General features: G+C 58.7%; 28 protein-coding genes, 2 pseudogenes and 2 riboswitches. Of the genes and pseudogenes, 21 read left to right on the plus strand and 9 right to left on the minus strand.

All coding sequences use genetic code 11. The annotated features are described in order from the left end of the window. The first annotated feature begins 53 nt into the window (after nucleotides 1-53). The 16 genes and pseudogenes from ABDK75_RS14435 (at nucleotide 54) to ABDK75_RS14510 (ending at nucleotide 10,359) form a co-directional block, all read left to right on the plus strand. Nucleotides 54-1,493 carry a DUF6880 family protein gene (locus tag ABDK75_RS14435; RefSeq protein WP_346006251.1) on the plus strand — a complete coding sequence of 480 codons (1,440 nt, stop codon included), beginning with the start codon at nucleotides 54-56 and terminating at the stop codon, nucleotides 1,491-1,493. Between the two features lie 625 nt (nucleotides 1,494-2,118). Continuing rightward, nucleotides 2,119-2,472 (plus strand): hypothetical protein, encoded by a 354-nt coding sequence (locus tag ABDK75_RS14440; RefSeq protein WP_346006252.1) that lies wholly within the window; start codon nucleotides 2,119-2,121, stop codon nucleotides 2,470-2,472. A gap of 70 nt (nucleotides 2,473-2,542) precedes the next feature. Further along, the gene (locus ABDK75_RS14445) at nucleotides 2,543-3,073 is read left to right on the plus strand and encodes a hypothetical protein (RefSeq protein WP_202208538.1); all 531 of its coding nucleotides are present in this window, start codon (nucleotides 2,543-2,545) and stop codon (nucleotides 3,071-3,073) included. A gap of 67 nt (nucleotides 3,074-3,140) precedes the next feature. Beyond that, nucleotides 3,141-3,617, plus strand: coding sequence for a transcriptional regulator (locus tag ABDK75_RS14450; protein WP_346006253.1), 477 nt, complete (start codon nucleotides 3,141-3,143; stop codon nucleotides 3,615-3,617). 11 nt (nucleotides 3,618-3,628) lie between these two features. Further along, nucleotides 3,629-3,916, plus strand: coding sequence for a DUF2312 domain-containing protein (locus tag ABDK75_RS14455; RefSeq protein ID WP_148621333.1), 288 nt, complete (start codon nucleotides 3,629-3,631; stop codon nucleotides 3,914-3,916). Nucleotides 3,917-3,920: 4 nt separating this feature from the next. Next, nucleotides 3,921-4,217, plus strand: coding sequence for a hypothetical protein (locus ABDK75_RS14460; protein ID WP_346006254.1), 297 nt, complete (start codon nucleotides 3,921-3,923; stop codon nucleotides 4,215-4,217). Nucleotides 4,218-4,219: 2 nt separating this feature from the next. Continuing rightward, entirely contained in the window at nucleotides 4,220-4,642 is a 423-nt protein-coding gene (locus ABDK75_RS14465; RefSeq protein WP_202208533.1) for a hypothetical protein, read from the plus strand. Between the two features lie 54 nt (nucleotides 4,643-4,696). Next, the gene (locus ABDK75_RS14470; protein ID WP_346006255.1) at nucleotides 4,697-5,407 is read left to right on the plus strand and encodes an HD domain-containing phosphohydrolase; all 711 of its coding nucleotides are present in this window, start codon (nucleotides 4,697-4,699) and stop codon (nucleotides 5,405-5,407) included. Beyond that, nucleotides 5,404-5,604, plus strand: a complete 201-nt coding sequence (locus tag ABDK75_RS14475; protein ID WP_346006256.1) for a hypothetical protein — start codon at nucleotides 5,404-5,406, stop codon at nucleotides 5,602-5,604. Before ABDK75_RS14470 ends, ABDK75_RS14475 begins: the two co-directional genes overlap by 4 nt. A 247-nt stretch (nucleotides 5,605-5,851) precedes the next feature. Continuing rightward, the gene (locus ABDK75_RS14480; RefSeq protein ID WP_346006257.1) at nucleotides 5,852-6,517 is read left to right on the plus strand and encodes a hypothetical protein; all 666 of its coding nucleotides are present in this window, start codon (nucleotides 5,852-5,854) and stop codon (nucleotides 6,515-6,517) included. Beyond that, complete coding sequence (locus ABDK75_RS14485) at nucleotides 6,507-6,731, plus strand: helix-turn-helix domain-containing protein (protein ID WP_346006258.1); 225 nt, start codon at nucleotides 6,507-6,509, stop codon at nucleotides 6,729-6,731. The genes ABDK75_RS14480 and ABDK75_RS14485 overlap by 11 nt, the downstream gene beginning before the upstream one ends. An 824-nt stretch (nucleotides 6,732-7,555) precedes the next feature. Beyond that, on the plus strand, nucleotides 7,556-8,380 hold the full coding sequence (locus tag ABDK75_RS14490) for a hypothetical protein (RefSeq protein WP_346006259.1): 825 nt from the start codon (nucleotides 7,556-7,558) through the stop codon (nucleotides 8,378-8,380). Between the two features lie 743 nt (nucleotides 8,381-9,123). Then, nucleotides 9,124-9,501, plus strand: a pseudogene (ssb, locus tag ABDK75_RS14495) (single-stranded DNA-binding protein); the annotation flags it as partial. Between the two features lie 132 nt (nucleotides 9,502-9,633). Continuing rightward, nucleotides 9,634-9,906, plus strand: coding sequence for a hypothetical protein (locus ABDK75_RS14500; protein WP_024717183.1), 273 nt, complete (start codon nucleotides 9,634-9,636; stop codon nucleotides 9,904-9,906). Then, a complete protein-coding gene (locus tag ABDK75_RS14505; RefSeq protein ID WP_255494206.1) occupies nucleotides 9,896-10,030 on the plus strand; it encodes a hypothetical protein in 135 nt (44 codons plus the stop codon). Before ABDK75_RS14500 ends, ABDK75_RS14505 begins: the two co-directional genes overlap by 11 nt. 155 nt (nucleotides 10,031-10,185) lie before the next feature. Further along, complete coding sequence (locus tag ABDK75_RS14510; RefSeq protein ID WP_346006260.1) at nucleotides 10,186-10,359, plus strand: hypothetical protein; 174 nt, start codon at nucleotides 10,186-10,188, stop codon at nucleotides 10,357-10,359. A gap of 333 nt (nucleotides 10,360-10,692) precedes the next feature. Here ABDK75_RS14510 and ABDK75_RS14515 read toward each other — a convergent pair whose 3' ends face one another. Further along, the gene (locus ABDK75_RS14515) at nucleotides 10,693-11,727 is read right to left on the minus strand and encodes an IS110 family transposase (protein WP_346006261.1); all 1,035 of its coding nucleotides are present in this window, start codon (nucleotides 11,725-11,727) and stop codon (nucleotides 10,693-10,695) included. Between the two features lie 794 nt (nucleotides 11,728-12,521). Here ABDK75_RS14515 and ABDK75_RS14520 point away from each other — a divergent pair. Together ABDK75_RS14520 and ABDK75_RS14525 are read left to right on the plus strand one after the other, a co-directional pair. Continuing rightward, on the plus strand, nucleotides 12,522-13,178 hold the full coding sequence (locus ABDK75_RS14520) for a hypothetical protein (protein ID WP_346006262.1): 657 nt from the start codon (nucleotides 12,522-12,524) through the stop codon (nucleotides 13,176-13,178). Nucleotides 13,179-13,270: 92 nt separating this feature from the next. Then, complete coding sequence (locus ABDK75_RS14525) at nucleotides 13,271-13,492, plus strand: hypothetical protein (RefSeq protein ID WP_346006263.1); 222 nt, start codon at nucleotides 13,271-13,273, stop codon at nucleotides 13,490-13,492. Nucleotides 13,493-13,653: 161 nt separating this feature from the next. Here the strand turns inward: ABDK75_RS14525 and ABDK75_RS14530 are convergent, their stop codons facing one another. From ABDK75_RS14530 to ABDK75_RS14545, 4 genes are all read right to left on the minus strand, one after another. Beyond that, nucleotides 13,654-14,298 carry a hypothetical protein gene (locus tag ABDK75_RS14530; protein ID WP_346006264.1) on the minus strand — a complete coding sequence of 215 codons (645 nt, stop codon included), beginning with the start codon at nucleotides 14,296-14,298 and terminating at the stop codon, nucleotides 13,654-13,656. Beyond that, on the minus strand, nucleotides 14,295-15,116 hold the full coding sequence (locus ABDK75_RS14535; RefSeq protein ID WP_346006265.1) for a hypothetical protein: 822 nt from the start codon (nucleotides 15,114-15,116) through the stop codon (nucleotides 14,295-14,297). The genes ABDK75_RS14530 and ABDK75_RS14535 overlap by 4 nt, the downstream gene beginning before the upstream one ends. Then, a complete protein-coding gene (locus ABDK75_RS14540; RefSeq protein ID WP_346006266.1) occupies nucleotides 15,113-15,922 on the minus strand; it encodes a hypothetical protein in 810 nt (269 codons plus the stop codon). Before ABDK75_RS14540 ends, ABDK75_RS14535 begins: the two co-directional genes overlap by 4 nt. A gap of 92 nt (nucleotides 15,923-16,014) precedes the next feature. Then, on the minus strand, nucleotides 16,015-16,896 hold the full coding sequence (locus ABDK75_RS14545; protein ID WP_346006267.1) for a hypothetical protein: 882 nt from the start codon (nucleotides 16,894-16,896) through the stop codon (nucleotides 16,015-16,017). A 302-nt stretch (nucleotides 16,897-17,198) separates the two neighbouring features. On the opposite strand from ABDK75_RS14545, the gene ABDK75_RS14550 reads away from it, so the two are divergent. The 3 genes and pseudogenes from ABDK75_RS14550 to ABDK75_RS14560 all read left to right on the plus strand — a co-directional run. After that, entirely contained in the window at nucleotides 17,199-17,435 is a 237-nt protein-coding gene (locus tag ABDK75_RS14550) for a hypothetical protein (RefSeq protein ID WP_346006268.1), read from the plus strand. After that, nucleotides 17,425-17,688: a type II toxin-antitoxin system PemK/MazF family toxin gene (locus ABDK75_RS14555; protein ID WP_346006269.1), complete on the plus strand. Its 264-nt coding sequence runs from the start codon at nucleotides 17,425-17,427 to the stop codon at nucleotides 17,686-17,688. The genes ABDK75_RS14550 and ABDK75_RS14555 overlap by 11 nt, the downstream gene beginning before the upstream one ends. Before the next feature lie 203 nt (nucleotides 17,689-17,891). Next, nucleotides 17,892-18,741: pseudogene (locus ABDK75_RS14560) on the plus strand (IS481 family transposase); the annotation flags it as partial. Between the two features lie 299 nt (nucleotides 18,742-19,040). Here ABDK75_RS14560 and ABDK75_RS14565 read toward each other — a convergent pair. The 4 genes from ABDK75_RS14565 to crcB all read right to left on the minus strand — a co-directional run bounded on the left by ABDK75_RS14565 (nucleotide 19,041) and on the right by crcB (nucleotide 21,662). After that, entirely contained in the window at nucleotides 19,041-19,838 is a 798-nt protein-coding gene (locus ABDK75_RS14565) for a transcriptional initiation protein Tat (RefSeq protein ID WP_010510927.1), read from the minus strand. A gap of 112 nt (nucleotides 19,839-19,950) precedes the next feature. After that, nucleotides 19,951-20,565 (minus strand): hypothetical protein, encoded by a 615-nt coding sequence (locus ABDK75_RS14570; RefSeq protein ID WP_346006270.1) that lies wholly within the window; start codon nucleotides 20,563-20,565, stop codon nucleotides 19,951-19,953. A 205-nt stretch (nucleotides 20,566-20,770) separates the two neighbouring features. Beyond that, complete coding sequence (locus ABDK75_RS14575) at nucleotides 20,771-21,214, minus strand: EamA family transporter (protein WP_010510924.1); 444 nt, start codon at nucleotides 21,212-21,214, stop codon at nucleotides 20,771-20,773. Nucleotides 21,215-21,227: 13 nt separating this feature from the next. Further along, on the minus strand, nucleotides 21,228-21,662 hold the full coding sequence (crcB, locus tag ABDK75_RS14580; RefSeq protein ID WP_010510921.1) for a fluoride efflux transporter CrcB: 435 nt from the start codon (nucleotides 21,660-21,662) through the stop codon (nucleotides 21,228-21,230). An 80-nt stretch (nucleotides 21,663-21,742) separates the two neighbouring features. Continuing rightward, nucleotides 21,743-21,808: riboswitch (Fluoride riboswitch) on the minus strand. Between the two features lie 177 nt (nucleotides 21,809-21,985). Next, nucleotides 21,986-22,046, plus strand: a riboswitch (Fluoride riboswitch). Nucleotides 22,047-22,074 lie beyond the last annotated feature (28 nt).

Raw genomic sequence — 22,074 nt, forward strand, 5'->3', positions numbered from 1 at the left:
AATGGACACTCTCTGTGATTGCGTGTGTTCTATCGCTGTCATAATCTGCGCTCATGGCAACAGCTTCTCCCGCAAAACCTATACGCCGCAAACCCGCCGCTTCCGCAAAAGCAGGCACGACCGTTACAAAAGAAAATCTGAAAGCCCTTGGTGTGGATAGGCTTGCAGACCTTCTGGTCGAGCTGTCGGAACAGGATGCCGTGCTGACCCGGAAACTGCGTATGGCGCTGACTGCAGTCCATGCGAAAGACAGGCTCGGCAAAGAGATCGATAAGAGGCTGCGAACGGTTCAGCGTTCCCGTGGTTTCCTGCCCTGGGACGGGGTCAGGCCGCTCGCCACTGAACTCGACACCCTCCGGCGGACCATTCTTGATGATGTCGCGAAAACGGATGTCGGGCAGGCCATTTCCAGCATGCGTCTTCTCGTGGACATTGCGCCCTCCGTCTATGAGCGCTCTGATGACAGTTCCGGTTATCTGTCAGAAGTGTTTCGTGAAGCGGCTTCTGACCTTGGTAACCTGTGGGGACGACAGGAAGACCGGGACCCTGCTGTTACGATCAGGGATTTGCTCACACTGCTCGACGCGGATGATTATGGCACATGTGATCGTCTGCTTGCATCAAGCGGTGAGGCATTGGGTACAACTGGCGCGACCATGCTCAGGGACACACTCATCCAACGATTTCAAGAGCTCCCCGTCTCCAGAGGGAAAGGCGATTACCGTGCTGACATCGAGCGTATGCAGACCCTCGGCCATCTGAAAAATCTGGCCGACGCAATCGGTGACGTTGATGCCTATATTGAGGCGGTTAGACTGAGTGACCGCCAGACCGCTTATATCGGCGATGTCGCGCGCCGCCTGCTGGACAAGAACCGGCCGCAGGAGGCCCTTGAATGGCTCAATCGGGAGACGGACGAGCCCTCCCGGTTTTACAGGGAAAACGACGATTTGCGGATCGAAGCGTGTGAAACTTTGGACGACCGCGATACGGCGCAGTCCTTGCGCTGGAAAGTCTTTCACGACCGTCTGAGCCTGCCACATTGCCAGGCATATCTGCGTTATCTCAGCGATTACGATGCGATTGATGTAGAAGAGCAGGCACTAAACTATATCTGCAATTTTCCAAACAGAGGTGCGGCCCTCTCTACTCTGCTGGAATGGCCAGCACTCGACGCCGCCGCACGTCTCGTGCGAGAGCATAAGACAGAACTGGACGGACGTGATTATGAGACACTCCGTCCGGCGGCGGATCGTTTGTCGGAAGCGTATCCAATAGAGGCCACAATTCTTTACCGCCTGTTAGTTGAGGCTGTGCTGGATAAGGCACTGTCGCGCTATTATCCCTATGCTGCGAAGGATCTCGCCTCCTGTCGGCTGCTTGCGCCCATGTTGGCACCGACAGAGGACCTGGAAAACCACGAAGCCTTTATGATCCGCTTGAAAACGCAACATAAACGCAAGCTGGGTTTCTGGTCGCTGATCGGCGAATAATTAAAGACGGCAGCGAAAGCGAAAACTGTGTTCCCAAAAGTGCACATCATTCCTGGCAAGAAACTGTCGACGAGCACCTTGTATGCAGCCCGGCGGAGAATGCGCTCGGAAAGTAGGAAACCGCATCAGTTCAGTAGTGATTGCGGACTGTCTGCTTCGAGACATGACACATGGGAGGTTGTATGACCGAGATGAGGGCGAAAACCGACCTGTTGCCTCCGCTCCCGCGTGCGATTGGATAGATGGGCGCATATGGTGTCATCTCGGCCTGTGGACCTCACAGGACGTTATGTCTCGGAGTTCTATTTCATGAAGAAGTCGCGTGATGATCTCGCCGCTTTGGCAATGGGAATTTCTTTGGGGGCTGCGTTTGGCCTTTTAGCTGGAAACATGCTTCTCGGAGTATCCGTGGGTATCGTCTTTGGCCTGTTGATTCCCATGCTACGCTCAGAAAGACATAAGGATCGATAGGACAGGGAGCCCTGTCATTCGGTTGTGACATACAAGCCATGGAAGCTGGATCGGTTGGAGTGCTGTTGACTGCATCCTGACCTGCGCCTAGTGGCCCCTCCCAAAATAGACTGCCTGAACCGCACTCACAAACGCCTTCGTCATACTGCGCGGTATGACCGAGCACTCTCTTTCTCTTGGGCAGCCAGATCTGCCCAAACCAACCCTCTCTCTCCCACTGTCTTCCCCCTGGATGCTTGGCAGCATGGTTCTCTCGGCGACCATGCTCCTCGGGTTCGGCTGGTTCCTCTTTCCGCTGGATGTCCAAATGGTCTGGACCATGCTTGCGCAGGCGATCCTTTTCTCCCTGGCCATCTCCGTTCTTGTGATGGACGTCATGCGCCTGTGGAAGACGAACGCCTTCATGCCGCGTTGGCATGTCCTCGTCTTCGTTCCGGTCTGGGTGGCTGTCGGTCTGTTCAATCTCCGGAACGCCTATGACTGCATGAAGGCGGCAGGCCAATGGTGACGTCGCGTGACTGCACTCACAACAGTCTCCGGCAGAATGTCCCTACGGTCACAGACGACGGGGCATCACAGTGAAATTTGGCGGTCATCAACCCAAGGCGCGGATCTTCCGCAAGCTCAAGGCCGAAACGCAGCGTGAGGTCTATCAGTCCGTGCTCCAGCACGTTCGGACCTGCCTCAACCGGGGGCCGTATAATGTCCTTGAACTCCGCGCGAACCTGACGCCCGAGCAGGCCGGGGCCCTGCCCATGGCTTTAACGACGCTCGCCCAGGCTGGCGAAATCGCCGCCCTGGGTCACAGTGTTTATGCCCGGGTGCCCTGGATGCCGGCAACACGAACCGTGAAGACCTCGCCGATCGAGGATCTGGTCTTTGCGTCCCTGACCGAACATGAAACCGCCAGCGAAATCGCGACATGGCTCGGCCTCTCCGTCGGTGAGGTGCGGGATTCCCTTTCGGCCCTGGAGCGGGCGGGGCTGATCGAGGAGAGACTGGATCCGCGCCGACCCAACCGTTACCGGATTGTCTCGCCCCATATGGCCAAACACATTCGCCAGGGTGCACAGGACCGGACCTTTACTGATATCGCCCGGCATGGCTGAGGCGTTGCGTTTGCGGGTTATCCCCCAAACCAGTGGACAGCACTGTGGGCAACCGAGGGCAGGACATGTGGATTCACGGTCTGTTCGTCCAGGGCACAGGCGCGCGGCGCTGTCCATCGCAGGCGAGCTCTCCGTTATCGGCTGGGGCGTGCGTCAGGCGTCCCGCCGATCCGGCTTTTCAAAGGACCGGATCCTGCGCTGGCAATCGGGGCATAGCATCCCTGATCCGGACTTCCTCAGGTGGCTTGCGGCCCTTGGGATATTGCATCGTCGACTGAGCCACCCTCTGGCCCGGGCTGTGCCTCCCGTCGGCAACCGACCTCCGCTGAATGGTTACGCGATGACCAGTGCCCTGCTCACGATCGGCTGGTCCGAGCGCGTGCTGGCCGAGCGCCTGGGGGAGCATCGCACAGCCCCTCGCCGTCTGATCTCAAGTCACGGGCATCTTCCAGTGAGAGAGTCCCGTTGGCTTGAAGCCCTGGCAGACGGGCATCGCGATCTGCCCCGCCCCCTCTCACCCATCTGCCTCTCCCCCGATCCCTGAAAGGTTGACCCATGTTGCAACGCGTTTCTTTTCCTGACGACGCTCAGGACGATCAGGGTGTCATCGCTGGCGGCATCGCCGCCGACCGGCTGCGGTCCATCATCGAGAGGGTCGAGCGCCTGGAAGAAGAGCGCAAGGCGCTGAGTGGTGACATCAAGGACATCTTTGCCGAAGCCAAGTCGGCCGGGTTCGACGTCAAGGTCATCCGCACGATTATCCGGCTGCGCAAGCAGGAGCCCGCAGAGGTCGAGGCTCAGGAAACCCTTTTGCAGATCTACCGCCGTGCCCTGGGAATGTGACCTGATGCAAGATGCCCCACCTCGCCGCCGCATCGCCGAAGCCGCAGGAGAGATTCTGGTCTGTTGGCCAAGTGTGGGCCTGCTTCTGTTTGCCTTTGTGGTTCCCCGGCTTGGCGCGGTCATGGGACCCGTTTTTATGTTCGGTGGCTGTCTTGCAACCATGATGGGACCGGGTGTTCCCGAGATCGGTGAGGATGGACGCGACTACGGGCTGGAGCGGAGGCGCGGAGTGGTCTTTGCCAGTCTTGGTCTGGTGCTCTGCCTGCTTTCTCTCTCCAGACTTTTGCCGGATGGGTTCTGATCGTGCCCGCACCGTTGTTTACGGACTGGACCCCAACGTGCGTCACCAGTGTTCGTTACATCTCTACCCTAGGACCGGCTCGCGCTGTCGGGACGGTACAGCGTCGGGTCTGCGGTGCCAGATGTCTGGCTGGGGTCAGTCTATTTCTTCTGACGAACGCGGCGGATGGATTTCTCGGGCTGGACCAGTTTGCAGGGCAGGGGGGCTGGCATCTGTCCGGACTGGGCCATCCGGTCGTCACGCTGTCGCTCTGGCAGTGGACGCTTCTGGCCTGCGCCACCCTTGGTCTTGTGAAACTCGCCGAAAGGACGGCCGGGATCCTGTCCGGACGTGGGCCACGCCGCGCGGCCGGGATCAAGCTCCTCGTCACCTGCGTGGCTCTGACCCTTGGCGGCCTCGCCCGCAGCCTGATCCATCCGGGATGACCGGACTCACATTGGCCGCGCCTAGAGTGAACTTACACAACCGGTAGAGGAAAGATGCCTGAACTGCAGACACTCCTGAAAGAAGTGGTGAAACTGCCTGCGTCCTATCGGCGGCAGGGCCCGCCTCTTGCTTCTCTTCTGGCGCAGATTGCCCAGGGGGATGACGGGCATGGCCAGAGGGTCGGGCGCCTCGCTGGCCTACTCGGCCATCTGGCGAAAACTGGCCTCTCGTCCAGCTCTCTTGAACTGGCAGGCCGACTGCACGATGCGGGCAAACTGCTCCTGCCCGACAGCCTCCTGAAGCATCCGGGTCTGTTCAACGACCGTCAGATGCTGGTGATGCGACAGCATCCGTCGCTCGGCCTCGGAGCGCTGTTTCATCTGTCAGCCGATATTCCGACCCTCGTTCATGAGGCCGTACTTCTGCACCACGAACGCTATGACGGTGACGGCTATCCGTTCGGCATGAAGGGGCAGGTCATTCCCCTGGCCGCCCGCATCATCGGCCTGGCCGATGTGATCGACGCCCTGCTCTCCGCCCGGGCCTATAAAACAGGATGGCCGCCCCGTCAGGTGAAAGCCTTTCTTCAGGAGCAGGCGGGTGGTGCGTTTGATCCTGACCTGGTGCTGCAGGCGCTTACCTTTTTTGATGATCTGCTCGCCATTCGTCGCACCGTTGCGCAGCCCGTTCAGGGGTACCAGCCCGTGCCCGGCCAGTCCCCCCTTACATCCCGTACCCTCAGCTTTCGGAACACTCTGTCATGATGCCTCTCCCGCTTTCACCCGCAGCCCATGCCGCCCCATCTGGGACTTCCCCCATGAAGCTTCTGGCCGACGTCGCAGACCGGCTCTTTGCAGAAAACCGGAGAGAAGAGGGGCTGTGTGTGGTTGAGGCCCTTTATCTTCAGGCAGATGCTGCACTTGGTGGTCGTCAGGCGCCGTGTGATCAACAGGACGGTTGAGGGGGCCCCTTCGCAGGTGTCGTTGTTCTCCGACCTGAAGCAATGAAGAATCCCTGCTGAGTTTATGCAGGCGTAATACCGCAGAGTACCATCAGGATGTAACCGTTAAGTCATTAAGAGTGCTCCGAGCAAAACGGGACAGTCACCGGTTGTCCGAGTAAATAAAAAAAGAAATACAGCTTTATTTCGATTGAATTTAGTATCCAATGGATACTAAGGTAGTGGCATCACGAGCGAGGACAATGCGATGCCTAAATTCGACACCTACCGGATGCGTCAGCTCGAAGCAGAGGTGCAGCGTCGCGCGACCGTCGAGGCGATCAAACGCGTGACAGAGGGCGTTCAGCGGGACGAGGAAGGGCGGGTTCTGCTCCTAGGTGCTCCATCTCAGGGCTACATTTCTCTCGAAGACGCCGTCGTCGCCAAAGAGGTTGCGGCCTTTTTGAAGGTTGCTCCTACAGCAGACGATCTTGAAAAGGCCATTCGTGCGGTCAGCAAGACCGAGGTGGACAGACTGGCTCTGTCAGGGTGGCATTTCTCCACGGGTGAGACGCGTAATGTCGGCAGCATCAAGGTGGGCGATGGGTTCGAAATTGCGACCGAGCACTCGCTGCGTCATGAAGTAACGGGAGAAGTCGCGATGCGGGATGACATCCCGCATTATTCCGATCGGATCGAGTTGCAGGACTTCCGGGGAAGCCGCATTTTGTCCGGTGTCTGGATCTTTCCTGACGGACGCTGTGAAATAGACGCAGCAAGCCTCGATAAAATCGGCGAGTATCCCGAAGATTACGATCTTTCACCGAAGGGACGGGCCGACGCCACGCTGACCGCGAGCCTCAACCGGACAAAGGCCGGACTGGAGCGGGCTGGTCACTCCAAGCGGGCATGGCTGATTCCAGATGAGGTCTGACGTCGAGGGTATTGCCCCTCAGACGATCAGGCAGGCCCGCCTTTATGCCGGTCTGACGCAGGTGAGCGCGGCTTCTCTCGTTCACGTCACGCCATTGACGTGGAAGCGATGGGAGAGCGGTGATCGCACGATGCACCCGGCCTTCTGGGAACTTTTTGCTCTCAAGGTCGAGACTGGCAGATCGCGTGGAAAGAACAGAGACGAGCCGAAATAGAGACAGAAAGGAACAGCACAGGCCATCCGGCCGCCACAATGGTCCGGCCCCACGTGGCCCGCGCCCTGGTGGGCGCGCCATTGTCCGGTCCAGGCGACACGGGATTTTATCGCTGAACCAAAAACGCACTGGGGTGATATTCACACTCGGGATACTTCAGGACTTTTGCCTGATTTGCACAATGGACTGCTTCAGTAATGCCAGAAAATTCAGACGAGCTGAGGCGAACCTATGTTGCGTTCTGCTCGGGCGCAGGTTTGTCGCACGCAGATGTAAAGTCTCTTCTTGCTGATCGAGGATACTCTCTCTCGAATAACGCCGTCCGTGAATTTGGAAGGGCTAATCGCTTTCGTGAAGAGAGGCCTAGAACACAGGCGCGCGGGAGTATAATTACGATTGAGATTCTCCGGGATTTGATTTCAGCTTGGGCTGATGAGCAGCGCGAAAAAAGAATTCTTGACGAGAGAATGTCGCTGGGAGATGATTTTTGATATTCCCTGCGCAAGCAGGGATGAACCGTTATAATCCTAGTCTCTGATAGGTTTGTAAGACCGCCGTTCCCTGCCTCGACGGGGATGAACCTTTCTAATTCCGGTCCAAGATAGGTTTGAAAGACCCGTTCCCTGCGTTAGCGGGGCCACCATCTCACGGTCTTCTCTCGTCCTCAATCTTACCAACGATAAAGAAAGAGAGAGAGAGGAACAGCACAGGCCGTCCGGCCGCCACAATGGTCCGGCCGCACGCGGCCCGCGCCCTGGAGGGCGCGCCATTGTCCCGTCCAGCCGTCTGCGCCTCGCGGGAAAGCATCCAGAAAATGAAAAAGGATGTTCTCCGTGGCTACTCCCGTCATAACAGTCTTCACGCTCACCGGCCCACAGGACCGTCTGCGCCAGATCGCCAGAGAGCGCGCCTACCGGACCTGCGCACCGGACCAGATGGCGTGGGAGAACGACACCACGCTGGTGATGACCCTCGAAAGCGGGATCGGGACGTCATTTCTTGGTCATGGGCTGGGGCTGTCTGACGAGTATCCAGACGTCAGCATCCGGGGAATGGAGTATTTCGACTGCTTCGATGATCCGGGCTTTGCCAAATGGCACGGCGGTGAGCTTGTCTATGAAGCGGATCTCATCACAGTCTTCGGAATCCTGTTTCCGACAGACGCCACAAAAGACTGGCTGGGATGTAGCGCCAGCTTCTGGCACAGGTCTCCGCCTCTCACGGCAGCCATAGCCGAGAACTGTCCGGACTTTGACCTGATGCCGTTGCGGAAACTGGTAGGGCCAGCGCCCGGATGGGTTCAGACCTCGGATGGCTTCGCCACCCTCTTCCTTCGATTGCCCTCAACACCCGATACACAGGACGGTCTCGGCGTGATTTTCTATCCGGGGATCGGCAGGAGTACCCTCGTGACAGGCATCGACCGTTTCGGCGGCGTGGCCCGGTTCCGGCGTCAGGCTTATGGACAGATCAGCGCACAGTGTCCCGAACTGCGTGCTGTCCTGCGGGACTGCTGGAAGGGTGATGAGAAGAAAAGGCGCAAGGCCCGTCAGGAGCAGAAGGTGCTGAGGAGGAGATTGAAGAAGGCAGAGCAGGAGAGAGGGGATAATGTGTTTTCTTTCTTCGATACTGACTCGTGGGTGATGTGAAGGGCAGAAGAAAAGAAGGATCGGGGCGGCCCTGAAGGGTTCGCGCGCTCTATTCCGCTAGGCTCCTGCGTCGCCAAGCTCCACCGAGCCCCGACGTCCAGCCGCCCTCAACCGGGCGTCTGGCCCTCGGGTCTCGGCCCTTCCGGGTAACGGCTTGCCCGCGTTCTTTTCCCTGAACGGACGGTCTTGGTCTGGGTGATCTGTTCGTGAGACGGCTCCTCAACCTCCCCGGCCAGTCCTGCGGACCGTCCGGGGAGGCACGTTCCACGACGGCGGCCTCGCATCCAGCGTTCAGTCTGACAGTCGCCGTGCCAGTCCGTAAAGCCACTGCGCGACCCTCGACGGCAGGTGTCAGGCCCGCGTCTGCTGCAGGGCCGCACGCGACCCCGCATCAGCCGCAAGTCTGCCCCCCTTGCTCAGGACGCTCCGGGCTTGACGGCCCGTCCCGTCGCCCGTCTTGGCCGGTGGCAGGATGGGCTCAGGAAAACGCCAGCGTCGTTCCACTCTCGTCGCCGTCAGTGTGCTCGCCGCACGGGCAGGATGGGTCTAGGAAAACATCAAATATCCTTTGAGTATTCAACAAGTAAAACGACTTTTCACGCGGCTTTATTGCTTCGTAAACGCCGGTTTTCTGCCGTTTTTCGTTGACTGAGTCCAAGTAAAAACCTAATATCTATTCATGGACAGAGGCAATGGCGCCGAACAAGTCCAGTCGATACGTTCCCTAATTCTTGGAGGCTCTCATGGCTGGTTCCGTTAACAAAGTCATTCTCGTTGGCAACCTTGGTAAAGACCCGGAAGTCCGCAATATGCAGTCCGGGTCCAAGGTCGTGAGCTTTACACTCGCCACGTCTGAGACTTGGAATGACCGCCAGAGCGGGGAGCGCCGTGAGCGCACCGAATGGCACCGTGTCGTCATTTTCAATGAGCGTCTGGGGGACGTCGCAGATCGGTTCCTCCGCAAAGGTCGCAAGGTCTATCTCGAAGGCGAACTGCGCACCCGCAAATGGACCGATCAGGGCGGTCAGGAGCATTACACGACAGAAGTTGTCGTTGACCGGTTCAAGGGTGAACTGGTTCTGCTGGACAGCAACCGCGGAAGCGAAGGAGGCGGCTGGGGCCAGTCGGATGAGGAACGGGACGATCAGACGCCATTCTAAGGTACGCAGTTCACTGCACGGTCCTGCCAAAGGACCGTTCCCGTTCACTCTCCTCACAGGAGCCGGCGCTATGACCACCGAAGAGACTTTTCCATGATGCTGCCGACACTGCCTCCCAGACCTCCCACGTCAACGCAGCACACAACCGAGCGCGTGAAGCTTTTCGCGAGCGGCTGCCAGAGCCTTGCGCTGGCAATCCTCGGGGCGGGGATTGTGGCTCCGCTCTTCACGGGAGCGGCCGTTCCAATGTGGCAGCGTCTGGCAGCCGCGCTTGCCGCCGCCGCTTTTGAAATTGCCGCGTGGACGCTTCTGGGCTATATTCCGAACACTGAGGTCACGCCAACGGAGACCGAACATGATGAATGAGTTTTTCCCAAACCTGCTGATGATGCTCGCCGCGTTCGCAGGTGGCTGCGCTCTTTTCGGCTGGATTGCTAGCCGGTTACTCCCGACCGCCAGCCCACGACAGAAGCGGCATAGTCCTTCCTGACAAAACGACACAGGCGGCCTCCGGGCCGCTTTTTTTGTCCGCTCGTTTAGTTCAATCAGGCGGACGCGCCTCGCCGGCGCGAGCTTTGATGCCCCCAGTGCTCGCCCCCCACAGGGGGGCTGCGCTAGGACAGAGGAAAAGACTAGACTGAGCCAATGTCACGAAACAACGCAATCCGCATCGGCGCTCTGGTCATTCAGGTGGCCGTTCTTCTCCTGATCTGGCAGGGATTTCTACATCCAACCCGGGGAGGTCTGCTGGTGCTTGCCGTGGGTTTTGTGGCGTTTTTGCTCACGCGGGACTCGTTTCTGGACAAACCGTGGAAATAATTTGCACCGTTAGGCTTGAGAAAAGAAGGATCGGGGCGGCCCTGACGGGTTCGTTCACTCTTGTGTGAACGGCCTCTATGGCGCAAGGAAAATCTCGTTTTGAAACGTACGGAACTGGTGCTCTCATGTGTCCGGCCTTTTCGTGCAGTCATTAAAGACTGCTGGCCATGATGAAGTCCGCGAACAGAAGACCAAAACAATCTCACGCGCTCTGGTGGCGCAAGGGTGAACACGGTTTTATTCTGTTCCCGAAGCAGTCCGGTCTGTCATCAAAACTCAACACTCCCGCACATCTACCAGATCATCAAACGATGGCCGGCTTTGTCTCTGGTTCTAGCAAACAGCAGATGGGACCGCCGGAGTGCCATTATATGTCTCGCCGCGGCTCATAAGAGCCCATGCAATCCGTGCTGTCTTGTTCGCCAATGCGACTGAGACAACGCGTCCAGGCTTTTTCTCCCGGAGCATCTGAGCCCAGAGATGGCTAGGTGTTTTTTTGCGATCTACACGCAGCAGGGCCGTAACGCCGACGACAAGTAACCTGCGTATATAGCCGTTACCGGCCTTGGTGATACGTCCGAGCGTATCTTTGCCACCCGAGCCATGCACACGCGGTGTCAAACCAAGCCATGCAGCGAAATGTCTTCCCGACCGAAAGAGCTTTGGGTCAGGAACAGACGCCGCGATCGCACTCGCGACAACTGGACCTATCCCTGGGACAGTGGCAAGCCGCATGCTGTTTTCGCTGTTGCGATGCCATTGCAGGATCTTGTCATCCAGTTTCTCAATCTGGGTCTGTATCACGCGAAGCTGATCCAGAAAGGCATGTGCGACGGTTCGCATTTCATCTGGCCATGCGTCCTGATTTTCATGGACGAGGCCTCCAAGAGACTTGGCGCCGACAACACCTTTAGGAGCAATGATACCGATTTCACCCAAGTGTCCTCGCAGAGCATTGATGAGCATGGTTTTCTGCTTCACCAGCAAATCGCGACTGCTGTGCAGCATCAGGACAGACTGTTGCTCTACAGATTTGACAGGAACGAACTGCATGGTCGGTCGTGTGACGGCTTCACAAATAGCCTCGGCATCGCGAGCATCGGTTTTACCGCGTTTGAGATAAGGCTTAACGTAGTTGGGTGGCATCAGTCGGACGGTATGTCCCAGAGCTTCAAACTCGCGTGCCCAATAATGGGCTGAGCCGCACGCTTCCATGCCAATGAGGCATGGCGAAAGTTTCTGGAAAAACTTCAGGAGCTCGCCGCGTCGAACTTGGCGCTTGAGGACAGGCAATCCCTGCTGATTCACAGCATGGATTTGAAAAACAGATTTGGCGAGATCAAGACCGATAACTGCAATGTCTGTCATTGTTCTTCTCCGGATGCCCTGACTGGCAACAGCACCCTAGCACTGAAGTGAGGCATAGAGGCCGTTCACCGCATCAATCTCACTAGGCTCCTGCGTCGCCAAGTTCGACCGAGCCACAGGGTCCAGCCGCCCTCGGTCGGGCGTCTGGACCCTGCGTCTCGGCCCGTCCGGGTAACGGTTCACCCGCTCCTTTTCCATGAACGGACGGTTCTGGTCTGGCACGTTCGACCGTGAGACGGCTCCTCAACCTCCCCGGCCAGTCCTGCGGACCGTCCGGGGAGGCACGTTACAGGGAGGCGGCCTCGCATCCAGCGTTCAGTCTGACAGTCGCCGTGCCAGTCCGTAAAGCCACTGCGCGACCCTCGGCGGCAGGTGTCAGGCCCGCGTCTGCTGCAGGGCCGCACGCGACCCCGCATCAGCCGCAAACCTGCCCCCCTTGCTCAGGACGCTCCGGGCTTGACGGCCTGTCCCGTCGCCCGTCTTGGCCGGTGGCAGGATGGGCTCAGGAAAACGCCACCTCCCTTCCACTCTCGTCGCCGTCAGTGTGCTCGCCGCACGGGCAGGATGGGTCTAGGAAAACGACAGGTATTCATAAAGTAATCAAGAAATCTTTTTACTTGTCACGCAAAGATAAAGCGCGTTTTATGGCGCTTTTCTGCGTTTTTTCTCTTGTCATGAAAGGCCGAAAAGGCTATCTTTTACTTGTCGAGAGGGATTGGCCCTTAAGATAAAGCGCCCCGGTTAGTGCTGGAACACCAAGCCGGGACTTCGCTAGACGAGAAAAGGAACTTCTCATGTCCGACGCATCCAACACAATGTCCCAGAACGCTTCTCAGGGCAACTACTCCCCCGCCGCTGTCCGTCGCTTCAACGAAGCCCAACGCCGCACCAAGGCTCTTGCCTCTCCGGGTCTGGCCGACATTCTTCGCCTCGTTCCGTCTGAAGACCAGATGGCAAAAATCGTGCTGGCGTTCGGTGTCGAGGCCGGTGACGTTGACGAGTTGACCGGGTTGGGGTCCAGCGCAGTGCGCGAGCAATACGACGCGATGGCTCCCATCCTCGTGACCTATATCCGGGGCGAGCAGAATTTCAACGGTCTGCGGATGCACCTTGACCGCGTGGTGGATGGTCTCATCCGGTCCGCCTATGGCGCCGCGAACTTCTATGAAACCCGCCGCATGATCGCCAAGGATGCCGCAGACAGCTACGCCAACGGCGACCGCGACGAAGACCGCATGGGCGTGGACGGTGGAGAAAACCGCGTGGATGGCCTGCGCCGCATCGCTGCCGAAAACGGCGCGAAGGCTTACGCGCTGGCCTGCGTCGCTTCCGGCGCGTGTGCCGCCTATGAGGAACTGATGGGTCAGGCGTGGAAGCCTTACACCCGCGACACTGGCCGCAGCCTCTCCCGTGACGTCGCCGCCGTTCAGGCCGACGCCATGGGCTTCTAAGTCAAGCCCGCCGCGCCCACAGGGCGCGGCCTCTTCCTGTCCCTCTGCTCATCGAAGAGCGACCGGCCCCGCCCGGTCGTGGAGCCTGTCCCATGTCTCACGCACTCGCCCGATATGTCCCCGACGCCAGCGCCAAGAGCCTCCCCCTGAGAAGGCTGGAGCACCTTGCGCGTGACTTTGCCATCGCGGACGCCCTCATGACCTTTCTGGAAAATACCCGCTTCGATGCCAGCATTGAGAAGGCCGCAGAAGACGCGCGCGCCGCTGGTGCCACCCCTGCCGAGATCCGGGCCGCCTCGAACGGCCTCGCCTGATCGGCCTCGGCCAGGTCCACACACGCAAAAGGCGGCTCCCCAGGGAGCCGCCTTTTTTGTTGTCCGGTCAGACCGCGCCAAAATGGACACAACCGCGCAAGCGCGGCTGTGACATATGCTGCGTCAGGGCTTCGCCCTGGTGCGGGTGTGCAAGAGTCCGCTCAGGACTTCGGCAGGATCGGCGGCGGGACGATCTGGCACCATGATGCGCCCTTCGTGTCGAACGCCTGATGCTCTGCGCAATAACGGCCAACACTCGCCGCATAGCCGTCATACGTGTAGCCAGACGCAAAGCCGAGTCCGATAAGGACCGCACCGGCCAGCGTCATCCGCACATAGGCGCGCCACCGGGCTTCCTTGTAGAACTGGCGCTCATGCGTCGGAATTTCCGTCCGCAACTGGTCGAAAACTTCCTTGCGCAGCTCCGAGGTCACGCCAGAGACGATCCGACCAAGGGTAGCCTGCAATTCGCGGTCTCGAAACAGTTCCTGTTTCTCGACATTCCGCGCCGCGACTTCCCCCAGCTTTTCGACCTGCTGACGGCTTTCGATGAACTGGTCCCGCAGGGTGGTCTGTTCCTGCTTGGCCATCTCGATGATGTCGCGGGCTTCCCCTCTGAAATCCTGCATTTCAGAGGCACACGACAGAACAACCCGCGCAAAGGCGTCCATTCCCTTGCGTTGGGCTCTGATCCATCGCCCAAGAGGAGAATGCTCATCAATGCCATCAAGCCGGGCGGCTTCTTCCATCAGCCGACCCGCCTCGGCCAGTCCGTCAAGCGTCCCGTTGTCTGTGAGTTCACTCATGTCAGGACCTCGGTATCGTACAGGGTAACCTTCCGAAGCCCCGCCCCGGTGCCTTGTTCGATGGCCCAACTGCGGACATGCGCTGCCCGAATGACCAACTGCATGCACATAAACGGTGTGGCCTCATGAATCAGGTCATCGGCCAAGGACTGGAAAAGCACCCAGTCTTTCGACGAGAACAAAGACACATCCTGAGGGAAGGCGAGTTCAGGATTGTTCTTGTAGAGCGGGGAGGGCATCGCTCCAAAATGGCTCATCAGCGCCGCCGCATCCTTCGGGCTCGCCTCGACGTCAAACGCCGTCAGAGCCTCGGGAGGAAGATCAGGCTGGTGGGTGTAATGGCTTTCATCGCCAAAAAAGAGTGGCGTGTCCGGTGGAGCGCAGTCATCCCGGAGATCGAACGTCAAAGAAACCGGATAGACTGTTGCCATGGGCCTGCCGTGTAGTTTCATGCGCGGACGGTAGTCTGCATAATGCAACATCCCGCGCTGCCCTGACTGATCCGCGATCACCAGAAATCCACAACGGGTCGGCACGCTGTTTTTTCGAAGCGGCGGAAGCCGCTCCGTTCCATTGGGCTCCCACTCCCAGAACGATACCCCCACGGGAAACCGGATGGTGGAGAGGGAGCGGATGGTGACGCCGAGATCGGTCACATCAAGATGCTCAGCTTCCCCCACCGCATTGTAACAGACGAAGTGTTGCTCTCCGTCTGCAAGGAGGTCGAGAAATCTCCGGTTGCCAATCCCTCCAAAGGGATTGGCGCCTGTTTTCAGCCGGTCGAGCAGATCCGGCTCGGATTTGCGGCTCCGTCTCATGGTAGCCAGTCTTCGATACCTGCATCCGAGATGTTTTCCTCGATTTTCTCCAGCCAGTTTTTGACAAGCCACTGACGCATCGGACCGAGGGGCGTTCCGTCCTGTCCCGGCTTACCCGCGGCGGCGTCATGGAAAGTCAGGCCACTCGCCAGTACTTCTTTCATGCAGGATAGCTTTGGAATCCGCAGAAATTCAGTTTCCATCCCCGCCACGTTCATAAGGCGCTCATCATTCATGATCGGGTTGAAAACAGTGTCCGGCTTATGCCCGGCCGGAACGGTCCATTCGTTGAGGACGATGATGCCACGGCGGGGCCGGAACTGGCCGCTGGCCCACAGCTTTTCAAGGTAGGCGATGTCACCGGGCTGGGAGCCACACATGAACAGGCCTGTGACCGGGATCCCGACGGCATCCGCCGCACCGATGATGTCATCTTCGGCGGCCCATTCCTCCAAGGTTCTGTCGCCCCCCCCGATGTCGATCATCAGGGACGACTTGCGCATGGCCGCTTCGTTGAAGCTGTTGGCAAACCATTCTTTCAGGTGGCCGGCTTCCTCGTTTGACGGGCAAGGAAGCCCGTGAGTTTTATAAATCTCTTTGAACAGGGAAATGCCGGGGTTACGAACATCTCCGTCCCCCAGAAGAAGAGGCCGCCCCTGAAAAATGGCTCGCTCCGCAAGCGGAGCGAGGCAAGTCGTTCCACCAAGATTTCCACGTCCGGCCTTGATCAGGGAGCGTAGTTCGAGAGACTTTATAATCGCTTCATGCAGCTCAGGCGTTGAAAGGCGTTTTGGTTTTTCGGTCACATTGGTTTCCTGACATTGAATGATCCGCCAAAGACGGCTCGATCATTTTCCCAGATCCCGTTGTGAGTGCAGACAGCTCAGGTGGGCGCGGATTAGCGTCCGATCTTCATTTTCAAAAGACAGAACATCGCTTTGAGAGGTTTGCTCCGTTCGCGCGGGGGGATGACCTCAATCATGGGTAGGCAGGCAAGTGCCCATTCCCGGTCTCTGTCAAAGAAGGAACGGCGCGGCAGACCCGGCATTTGTTCGAAGTCGAGTTTGCCCTCGGGAGTTCGCCCAGAAGCCTCAAGTGGCATGAGGGCTTCAAGTGGCAGATCCTTCGGCATTCCTGCGGGACGTGGACCAACATAGGGCGGTGGCAGAGGAATGTCCCGGTCCCTGCCATAGCGTGGAGCCTGCTTTCTCATGACAACAAACTCGGCCACCCGTCCGATTTTCAAGGCAGGAGCGGCCTCACGTTCTTCTGGCGGGGCGGCTTCAGTCCGTACCTGCGGGACCGTTTCAGGATACAGGACTGACCGGCTGCGATCGCGGGCGTCCTGTAACTGCTTTTCGCGAAGGTCCGCATCGGCTTCCGCCATGCGACGGTTCAGTGTCTCCCGTCCTTCAGCGTCATCCTGCTTTTGTGCCTGAGAGGCCGCGCGGGCTGCGGCACGAGCTGCCAAAGCTGTGTTGCGGGCTTCTTCTTTTTGCCTTTGCATCGCACCGACAGCCTTGCGGACACGGTACCACGTACTGCGGACAGTCGCAGGCTTTGGCGGCTCTCCATTCACATTCGTAAGGCCAGCGGATTCCGCAGCCTCGCTCATCTTCTGCCAGCGGACCTTTTTGCCCGTGATGGCCTGCGTCATCGCCTCATAGTTATTGGTCATCCACTGGAAAAGCGGAGAGTGCGCCCATGTTCCGCGCTGACAGCCCAGCAATGCGGTGAACATTGCGCCGTCGGTTCCCCCCACTGCCATCGCTGCACTCATGTCTGCGTCCTTCCTCGTTGAGCTACGCCTAGCATTACCCTCGCATCGTGTCAAAGATCGTGCCGTTATCGCTGCGCTATCGTTCCAAGATCGAGGCAAGATCGTTGCAGGTTTTTTCTTTTTCCATACACAAATGCAAACTTTCAGTTTGCGCTTCGCGCCACCCTGCGGGTGTTGCATCCGGTGGGGGAGGGGCGGGCCGAGGCCGAAGACCTCTCGGCGCATTCTGCCCTGCCAAATATGTTGTTTTGCGCTACGAAATTGCGCTACGTTATCGACGTTCTGAATGTATGGAGTGTGTCATGGCATCCCCCCTTTCGATCCGTCTGGACGAGCGGCTGCGCACTGACCTGGAGCAGGAAGCAACGGCACGCGGTATCCCTCTGAGCCAGCTCATTCGTGATCTGCTGGAGACAGGGGCAAAGAGTGCGCGCCGAGACCGGATCCGCAGGGACAGTGCGCGTGTTGCCCGCTACGTCGCTACGACGCCTTCCGCCCAGGCGCTTTTTGAAGAGGCTGGCGGAACTCATGGCGCCTGATCGGCCGGTTGCCATGGCAGCGATCTTCTCGCCTGGAGAAATTGTGCTGGCGGACTGGCGCGGAGATGCCCTGCCGAAGGAGCCCAACAAGCGTCGGCCGGCTGTTGTTGTCGAAGACGACCTCTTTCCGCCTGAGTGGCCAAACGTAATGCTTGTGCCGTTGACGGACGATGAGAACCTCGTCATTCCGGATCTGGCAGTACGGATCGACCCAACAGCTGATAATGGGGTGACTACACGAAAGTGCATTTAACGTACGCTTAGAGAGAACGTTAAACGAACTATCATGTAAGGTTTAGCTGTAGGCTGAGGCGCATCCCTTTCGGCCGTAGTTTTACAAAAGGTCGCGTAAGTCTCTCGTAACTGTCAGGTTGCGAGACGTCATTGGGATGATGTAGCGTGGGCGATACCGCGTTATGCTTCGTTGTTTTCTTCCGTTTGCAGGGAGACCGAATGATGCTTCAGATCCACCCACAGGCACGCACGACACCGGCTGTCCGGGCTGAGATAGCTCGTTCGTCAGAACCGACATCCGTGCTCGCCAGACGCTACGGGATCAGCGATGAAACAGTCCGCAAGTGGCGCAGGCGTGGTTCGGACGCCTGTCAGGACCGCAGCAGCCGTCCCTGGAGGCTGGCCTGGAAAGCCTCGGAGGAGGAGCGCGCCATTGTCTGTCAGCTTCGGCGTTCTACCGGTTTTGGTCTGGATGATCTGACCTTTGTCTTACGGCATTTCCTGCCGCATCTGAACCGGGACAATATCTGGCGGATACTGAAAGACGCCGGATTGAACAGGCTGCCTCCTGTTCCAAAGGCCGGACCAGTTCGGGGACAGGGAAAGTTCCGCGATTACGATCCCGGTTATGTCCATATCGATGTGAAACATCTGCCAAAATTACAGACAGCAGATGGGGACCGGCGGAAACGTTTTCTGTATGTCGCCATCGATCGCTGTTCCCGTTCAGTGCACCTGGCTGTTTATGACGCGGAAAATGCGGATAATTCCGTTGATTTCCTCAATGCCGTCAAATCGGCCTTTCCTTTCCGGATCACCCATATCCTGACCGATCGTGGCTCCTGCTTTACAGCGGACGCCTTCGAAAAAGCCTGTCATGACATGGGAATCGACCGACGCCGGACCAAGGCTTACTCCCCTCAGACCAATGGAATGGTGGAACGCTTCAATGGCCGTGTCGCTACAGAAGTACTGCAGGTCTGTGTCTCAAACCATGAAGATCTGGAAATTCTGCTCAGAGGCTTCTGTTTCGCCTACAATCATCGCCCGCAGCGTGTTCTGGGCGGCATCGCTCCCGCCCAATGCATCATCTCATGGCTTGAAAAACATCCCGCGTCACGTAATCAAGACTATATCAAACCGGCTGGTCGTGACATCATGAAACAGGTCGACGAAATCCTTGATTACGCCAATGACGTCTCGCAACCTGACACTGCCACGGCGGAAACACGTCTTCTGCGTAATGCGGGGTCTGCGCCTTGCCGTTCCATTGCACCGGATCGGCCAACGCCGCAGCAGTCGACAGCACGAAAGTCGCCGCAGCTGTGGCCAACAGGGTTTTTCTTATTCTTGACGGTGTCATGGTCGTTCTCACTTCACGTAGCCGAAACCGGCATGTTGCAGTTCAGGGATCGTTGCCACGATGCCGGGGGTCAGGACGACGCCGTCGATCAGGTGATTGGTCAGTTCGGCGGCCATCTGCTCGTGTGACAGACGATCGGGATTGATACCTTTCTCGATCAGCTTGCCCGTCTGCTCCCAGATCGCGTTGTGGCAGGCCATGAAGACGACGCCGCGTTTTTGCAAAATCGGGATCGTGTTGCCTGCCGCTCCGAAAAGGCCTTTCGTATCCTCGTGAGCCGAAGCATCGAGAGCACCGTCTGGCGTTTTGATAAGCGTGTTTGACGCAAAGGCCGGCCCGGCGAGCTTCGCCAGCTGATACTTGTCCCAGATTGTCTGGTCATAGAGGGCAAGGTGAGCGGAGCCATGCGTGGCCGACACCGCGAGAAAGTCCGGGTGTCTGAACGAAAACACCTGTGCGTTAACGGAATTGCGCATCAGGTTGAGCCAGGGGCTATCGATTGCTGTGTTGTCCCAGACCTGCTTCCGCTCGCCGCGATAGGCGATCACCAGATCAAGTGCCTGGGCGTCCCACATGTGCGGGTCGTCGAGCACCATCGGCACGGTCCTGAAATCGCGGCGGCGCGGGGATCTGGCCAGCTGCGAGGTCAGCACGGCAAGATTGCCGGTTCCGTCCGCATGGGACGAGGAAGATCGTGCTGCCAAGGCAGTGGAAGTGGTGGCGATCGTGGCGCCGGCGGTGGCCGCCATCAGGCCCAGCAGGGCATGGCGACGGTCGGCGCGAAGGTTTGAAGTCATGTCGTTCATAGTCGGTCTCCTTTGGAGAGCCTGATCATGCGCTTCTCTTGATCACCTGAACCAACTCATTTGAAAGCACGAAACGTTCGATTTTCTTGATCGCTCGTCGATGTGACTTCGGTCATAGCCCCTGAAAGATCACCCCGGAGGTCCATTTCAGGCCGATGAAAACCCGCACAGCTCCACGATCGCTGGCGACACCGCCCCCGAGACCACCGCTTATTGTTACTGCCGGCTCCAGAATATGGTTAAAGCCGATATCAACGAAGCTCGACAGGCGTCGTTGCCTGGTTTGCTGCTGACGCACCACATCGGCGACCAGCGCAGTTCGAGGCCCTATCAGATGCGAGCTGACCATCCCGACCATCCATCGTTTCGGCCGCTCGTCAGGCCGAACCCTGAAGGATCGCGTCCAGGCGATTTCTATGCCGACCCTGGGCGCTTGCCTGGAACGGCCAAGCGATTTCGTCGCAACGAACTGGACGCTGTCGCGTGGTCCCTGATGGCCGCCCCCATAAGGCTCCTGGCGGATGAGCGATATGAGCATGGCCGGAACGTAGCGCCCCTGCTGGCGGAAGTTCCATTCCACTTCCGCGCCCGCCAGATTGCCATGAACACTTGACGCGTCGCCGAACTGACGCACGGGCGCAAAGCTCAGTTCGATCCGGCCGGGCAGCCCCAGCTTGATGGCCGGACCACCCCGCGCGCTGTAGCGCCCGTCGCCGGCTATACTCACGCGCTCGGCCGTTTGCAGCGCGACATGTCCTGACGGCGTGACAAAGGCGTCCTTGAGCCTGACGGGTAAATTAGCGCTCAGACCCTGGGGATCGCCCTGCGCGTGCACCGGACCCGTCAGGCACCAGGCAAACACGGCGCACAGGCACGCCCCCACAAACTCATTGGCCCTGTTGCGCAACAATGCGGCGTTATGGCCGCGGTGCCTAGCCCACGGCAACGAGAACAGCACCGAGGGCGATCAGGACAACCCCGCCCCAGCCTTTGGCGGACATATGTTCGCCCAAGACCAGGACGCCGAAAATCGCCACGAAAACGACACTCAGCTTGTCGACAGGCGCCACGCGCGCCGCATCGCCCAGCTTCAACGCGCGAAAATAGCATAGCCATGATGCTCCCGTGGCGAGACCCGACAGCACGAGGAAGAGGACCGTCCGCCCACCGATGGGGTCTAGCGCGCGCAGCTTGCCGGTGAGGGCAAGCAACGTTCCCAGCACGACGACGATGACGATCGTGCGCACGAAAGTTGCGATATCAGAATCAACCCCCTGAACGCCGAGCTTGGCGAGGATTGCCGTCATTGCCGCAAAGGCGGCTGATAACAGAGCCCATACCAACCAAGGGGGCACACCTGAGCCATTCATGATCATGATGCCCTATCGGTTAGGCGTCTTCTTCGGTTGCGGTCTGGGCGATGCGGATGGCGCCCGTGTTGAACCCGTCGGCCGTGATATGGCCCAGCGCCACGGCACCGATGCAGAGAATGACCGACGCAGCCACGTTCACGGACGCCCGCCCCCAGGCATCGTTACGGATCAGGTCGAGCGTCTGCAGGCTGAAGGATGAGAACGTCGTATAGCCGCCGCAGAGCCCGATCATCACGAAAAGACGCATGTTTTCCGACACCGGATAGCGCCCGTCCGCAAGGGTCAACGTGCCGAAGAAACCGATCACGAACGAGCCGAGCGCGTTGATGGGGAGGATCGTGCCCCATGGGATGAAGCGGCTGATCGGCATGGCCGCGACGGAAACCAGGTAACGCGCCAACGTGCCGAGAGCGCCTCCGACCATGACGATAAGACAGGTTGTAAACGACATGCCATTCCCTTTCTGCGCGAGTTCGGACGGAACCCGCTGTTTCGGGCGGCGAAATGCAGACGCACTCCCACCGCCATTGTGTCGCGGTAGGAGCCATCAGCCCTTGCGAGGGCGGTTGAAGGGGGAGCTCCATCCCCTTGTCGGGAGAGTTAACATAAAGCGGTCGCAGTGCGCTACTTCAGGGTGCCGCCGTCGGGGCATGGTTAATCCCGAGAAGAGCCGTTTCCTGTATTTGTGACCTGCCAGCCCTCCTTTTTTGTTGCTCGCCCTCACTGCCGGGCGCACATAATCCCGATGACGCGCGAACAGCAGAATTTCGTCGTCCTGGACAAGGGGATGGGGTTCCCCTGAAACCGCCGCAAGGCTGATGACTCCTCTGTGCCGCAATCGGTACGAGGAGACATGTGCGCCT

The organism is Gluconobacter sp. OJA (assembly GCF_039638325.1).
GTDB lineage: Bacteria > Pseudomonadota > Alphaproteobacteria > Acetobacterales > Acetobacteraceae > Gluconobacter > Gluconobacter cerinus.

Bases quoted from the DNA above. Each gene is read 5' to 3' on its own strand.
- ABDK75_RS14435 (WP_346006251.1), top strand. From the start codon at position 54: ATGGCAACAGCTTCTCCCGCAAAACCTATACGCCGCAAACCCGCCGCT.
- ABDK75_RS14440 (WP_346006252.1), top strand. From the start codon at position 2,119: ATGACCGAGCACTCTCTTTCTCTTGGGCAGCCAGATCTGCCCAAACCA.
- ABDK75_RS14455 (WP_148621333.1), top strand. From the start codon at position 3,629: ATGTTGCAACGCGTTTCTTTTCCTGACGACGCTCAGGACGATCAGGGT.
- ABDK75_RS14460 (WP_346006254.1), top strand. From the start codon at position 3,921: ATGCAAGATGCCCCACCTCGCCGCCGCATCGCCGAAGCCGCAGGAGAG.
- ABDK75_RS14470 (WP_346006255.1), top strand. From the start codon at position 4,697: ATGCCTGAACTGCAGACACTCCTGAAAGAAGTGGTGAAACTGCCTGCG.
- ABDK75_RS14475 (WP_346006256.1), top strand. From the start codon at position 5,404: ATGATGCCTCTCCCGCTTTCACCCGCAGCCCATGCCGCCCCATCTGGG.
- ABDK75_RS14480 (WP_346006257.1), top strand. From the start codon at position 5,852: ATGCCTAAATTCGACACCTACCGGATGCGTCAGCTCGAAGCAGAGGTG.
- ABDK75_RS14485 (WP_346006258.1), top strand. From the start codon at position 6,507: ATGAGGTCTGACGTCGAGGGTATTGCCCCTCAGACGATCAGGCAGGCC.
- ABDK75_RS14490 (WP_346006259.1), top strand. From the start codon at position 7,556: ATGTTCTCCGTGGCTACTCCCGTCATAACAGTCTTCACGCTCACCGGC.
- ABDK75_RS14500 (WP_024717183.1), top strand. From the start codon at position 9,634: ATGATGCTGCCGACACTGCCTCCCAGACCTCCCACGTCAACGCAGCAC.
- ABDK75_RS14505 (WP_255494206.1), top strand. From the start codon at position 9,896: ATGATGAATGAGTTTTTCCCAAACCTGCTGATGATGCTCGCCGCGTTC.
- ABDK75_RS14510 (WP_346006260.1), top strand. From the start codon at position 10,186: ATGTCACGAAACAACGCAATCCGCATCGGCGCTCTGGTCATTCAGGTG.
- ABDK75_RS14515 (WP_346006261.1), bottom strand. From the start codon at position 11,727: ATGACAGACATTGCAGTTATCGGTCTTGATCTCGCCAAATCTGTTTTT.
- ABDK75_RS14520 (WP_346006262.1), top strand. From the start codon at position 12,522: ATGTCCGACGCATCCAACACAATGTCCCAGAACGCTTCTCAGGGCAAC.
- ABDK75_RS14525 (WP_346006263.1), top strand. From the start codon at position 13,271: ATGTCTCACGCACTCGCCCGATATGTCCCCGACGCCAGCGCCAAGAGC.
- ABDK75_RS14530 (WP_346006264.1), bottom strand. From the start codon at position 14,298: ATGAGTGAACTCACAGACAACGGGACGCTTGACGGACTGGCCGAGGCG.
- ABDK75_RS14535 (WP_346006265.1), bottom strand. From the start codon at position 15,116: ATGAGACGGAGCCGCAAATCCGAGCCGGATCTGCTCGACCGGCTGAAA.
- ABDK75_RS14545 (WP_346006267.1), bottom strand. From the start codon at position 16,896: ATGAGTGCAGCGATGGCAGTGGGGGGAACCGACGGCGCAATGTTCACC.
- ABDK75_RS14550 (WP_346006268.1), top strand. From the start codon at position 17,199: ATGGCATCCCCCCTTTCGATCCGTCTGGACGAGCGGCTGCGCACTGAC.
- ABDK75_RS14555 (WP_346006269.1), top strand. From the start codon at position 17,425: ATGGCGCCTGATCGGCCGGTTGCCATGGCAGCGATCTTCTCGCCTGGA.
- ABDK75_RS14565 (WP_010510927.1), bottom strand. From the start codon at position 19,838: ATGAACGACATGACTTCAAACCTTCGCGCCGACCGTCGCCATGCCCTG.
- ABDK75_RS14575 (WP_010510924.1), bottom strand. From the start codon at position 21,214: ATGATCATGAATGGCTCAGGTGTGCCCCCTTGGTTGGTATGGGCTCTG.
- crcB (WP_010510921.1), bottom strand. From the start codon at position 21,662: ATGTCGTTTACAACCTGTCTTATCGTCATGGTCGGAGGCGCTCTCGGC.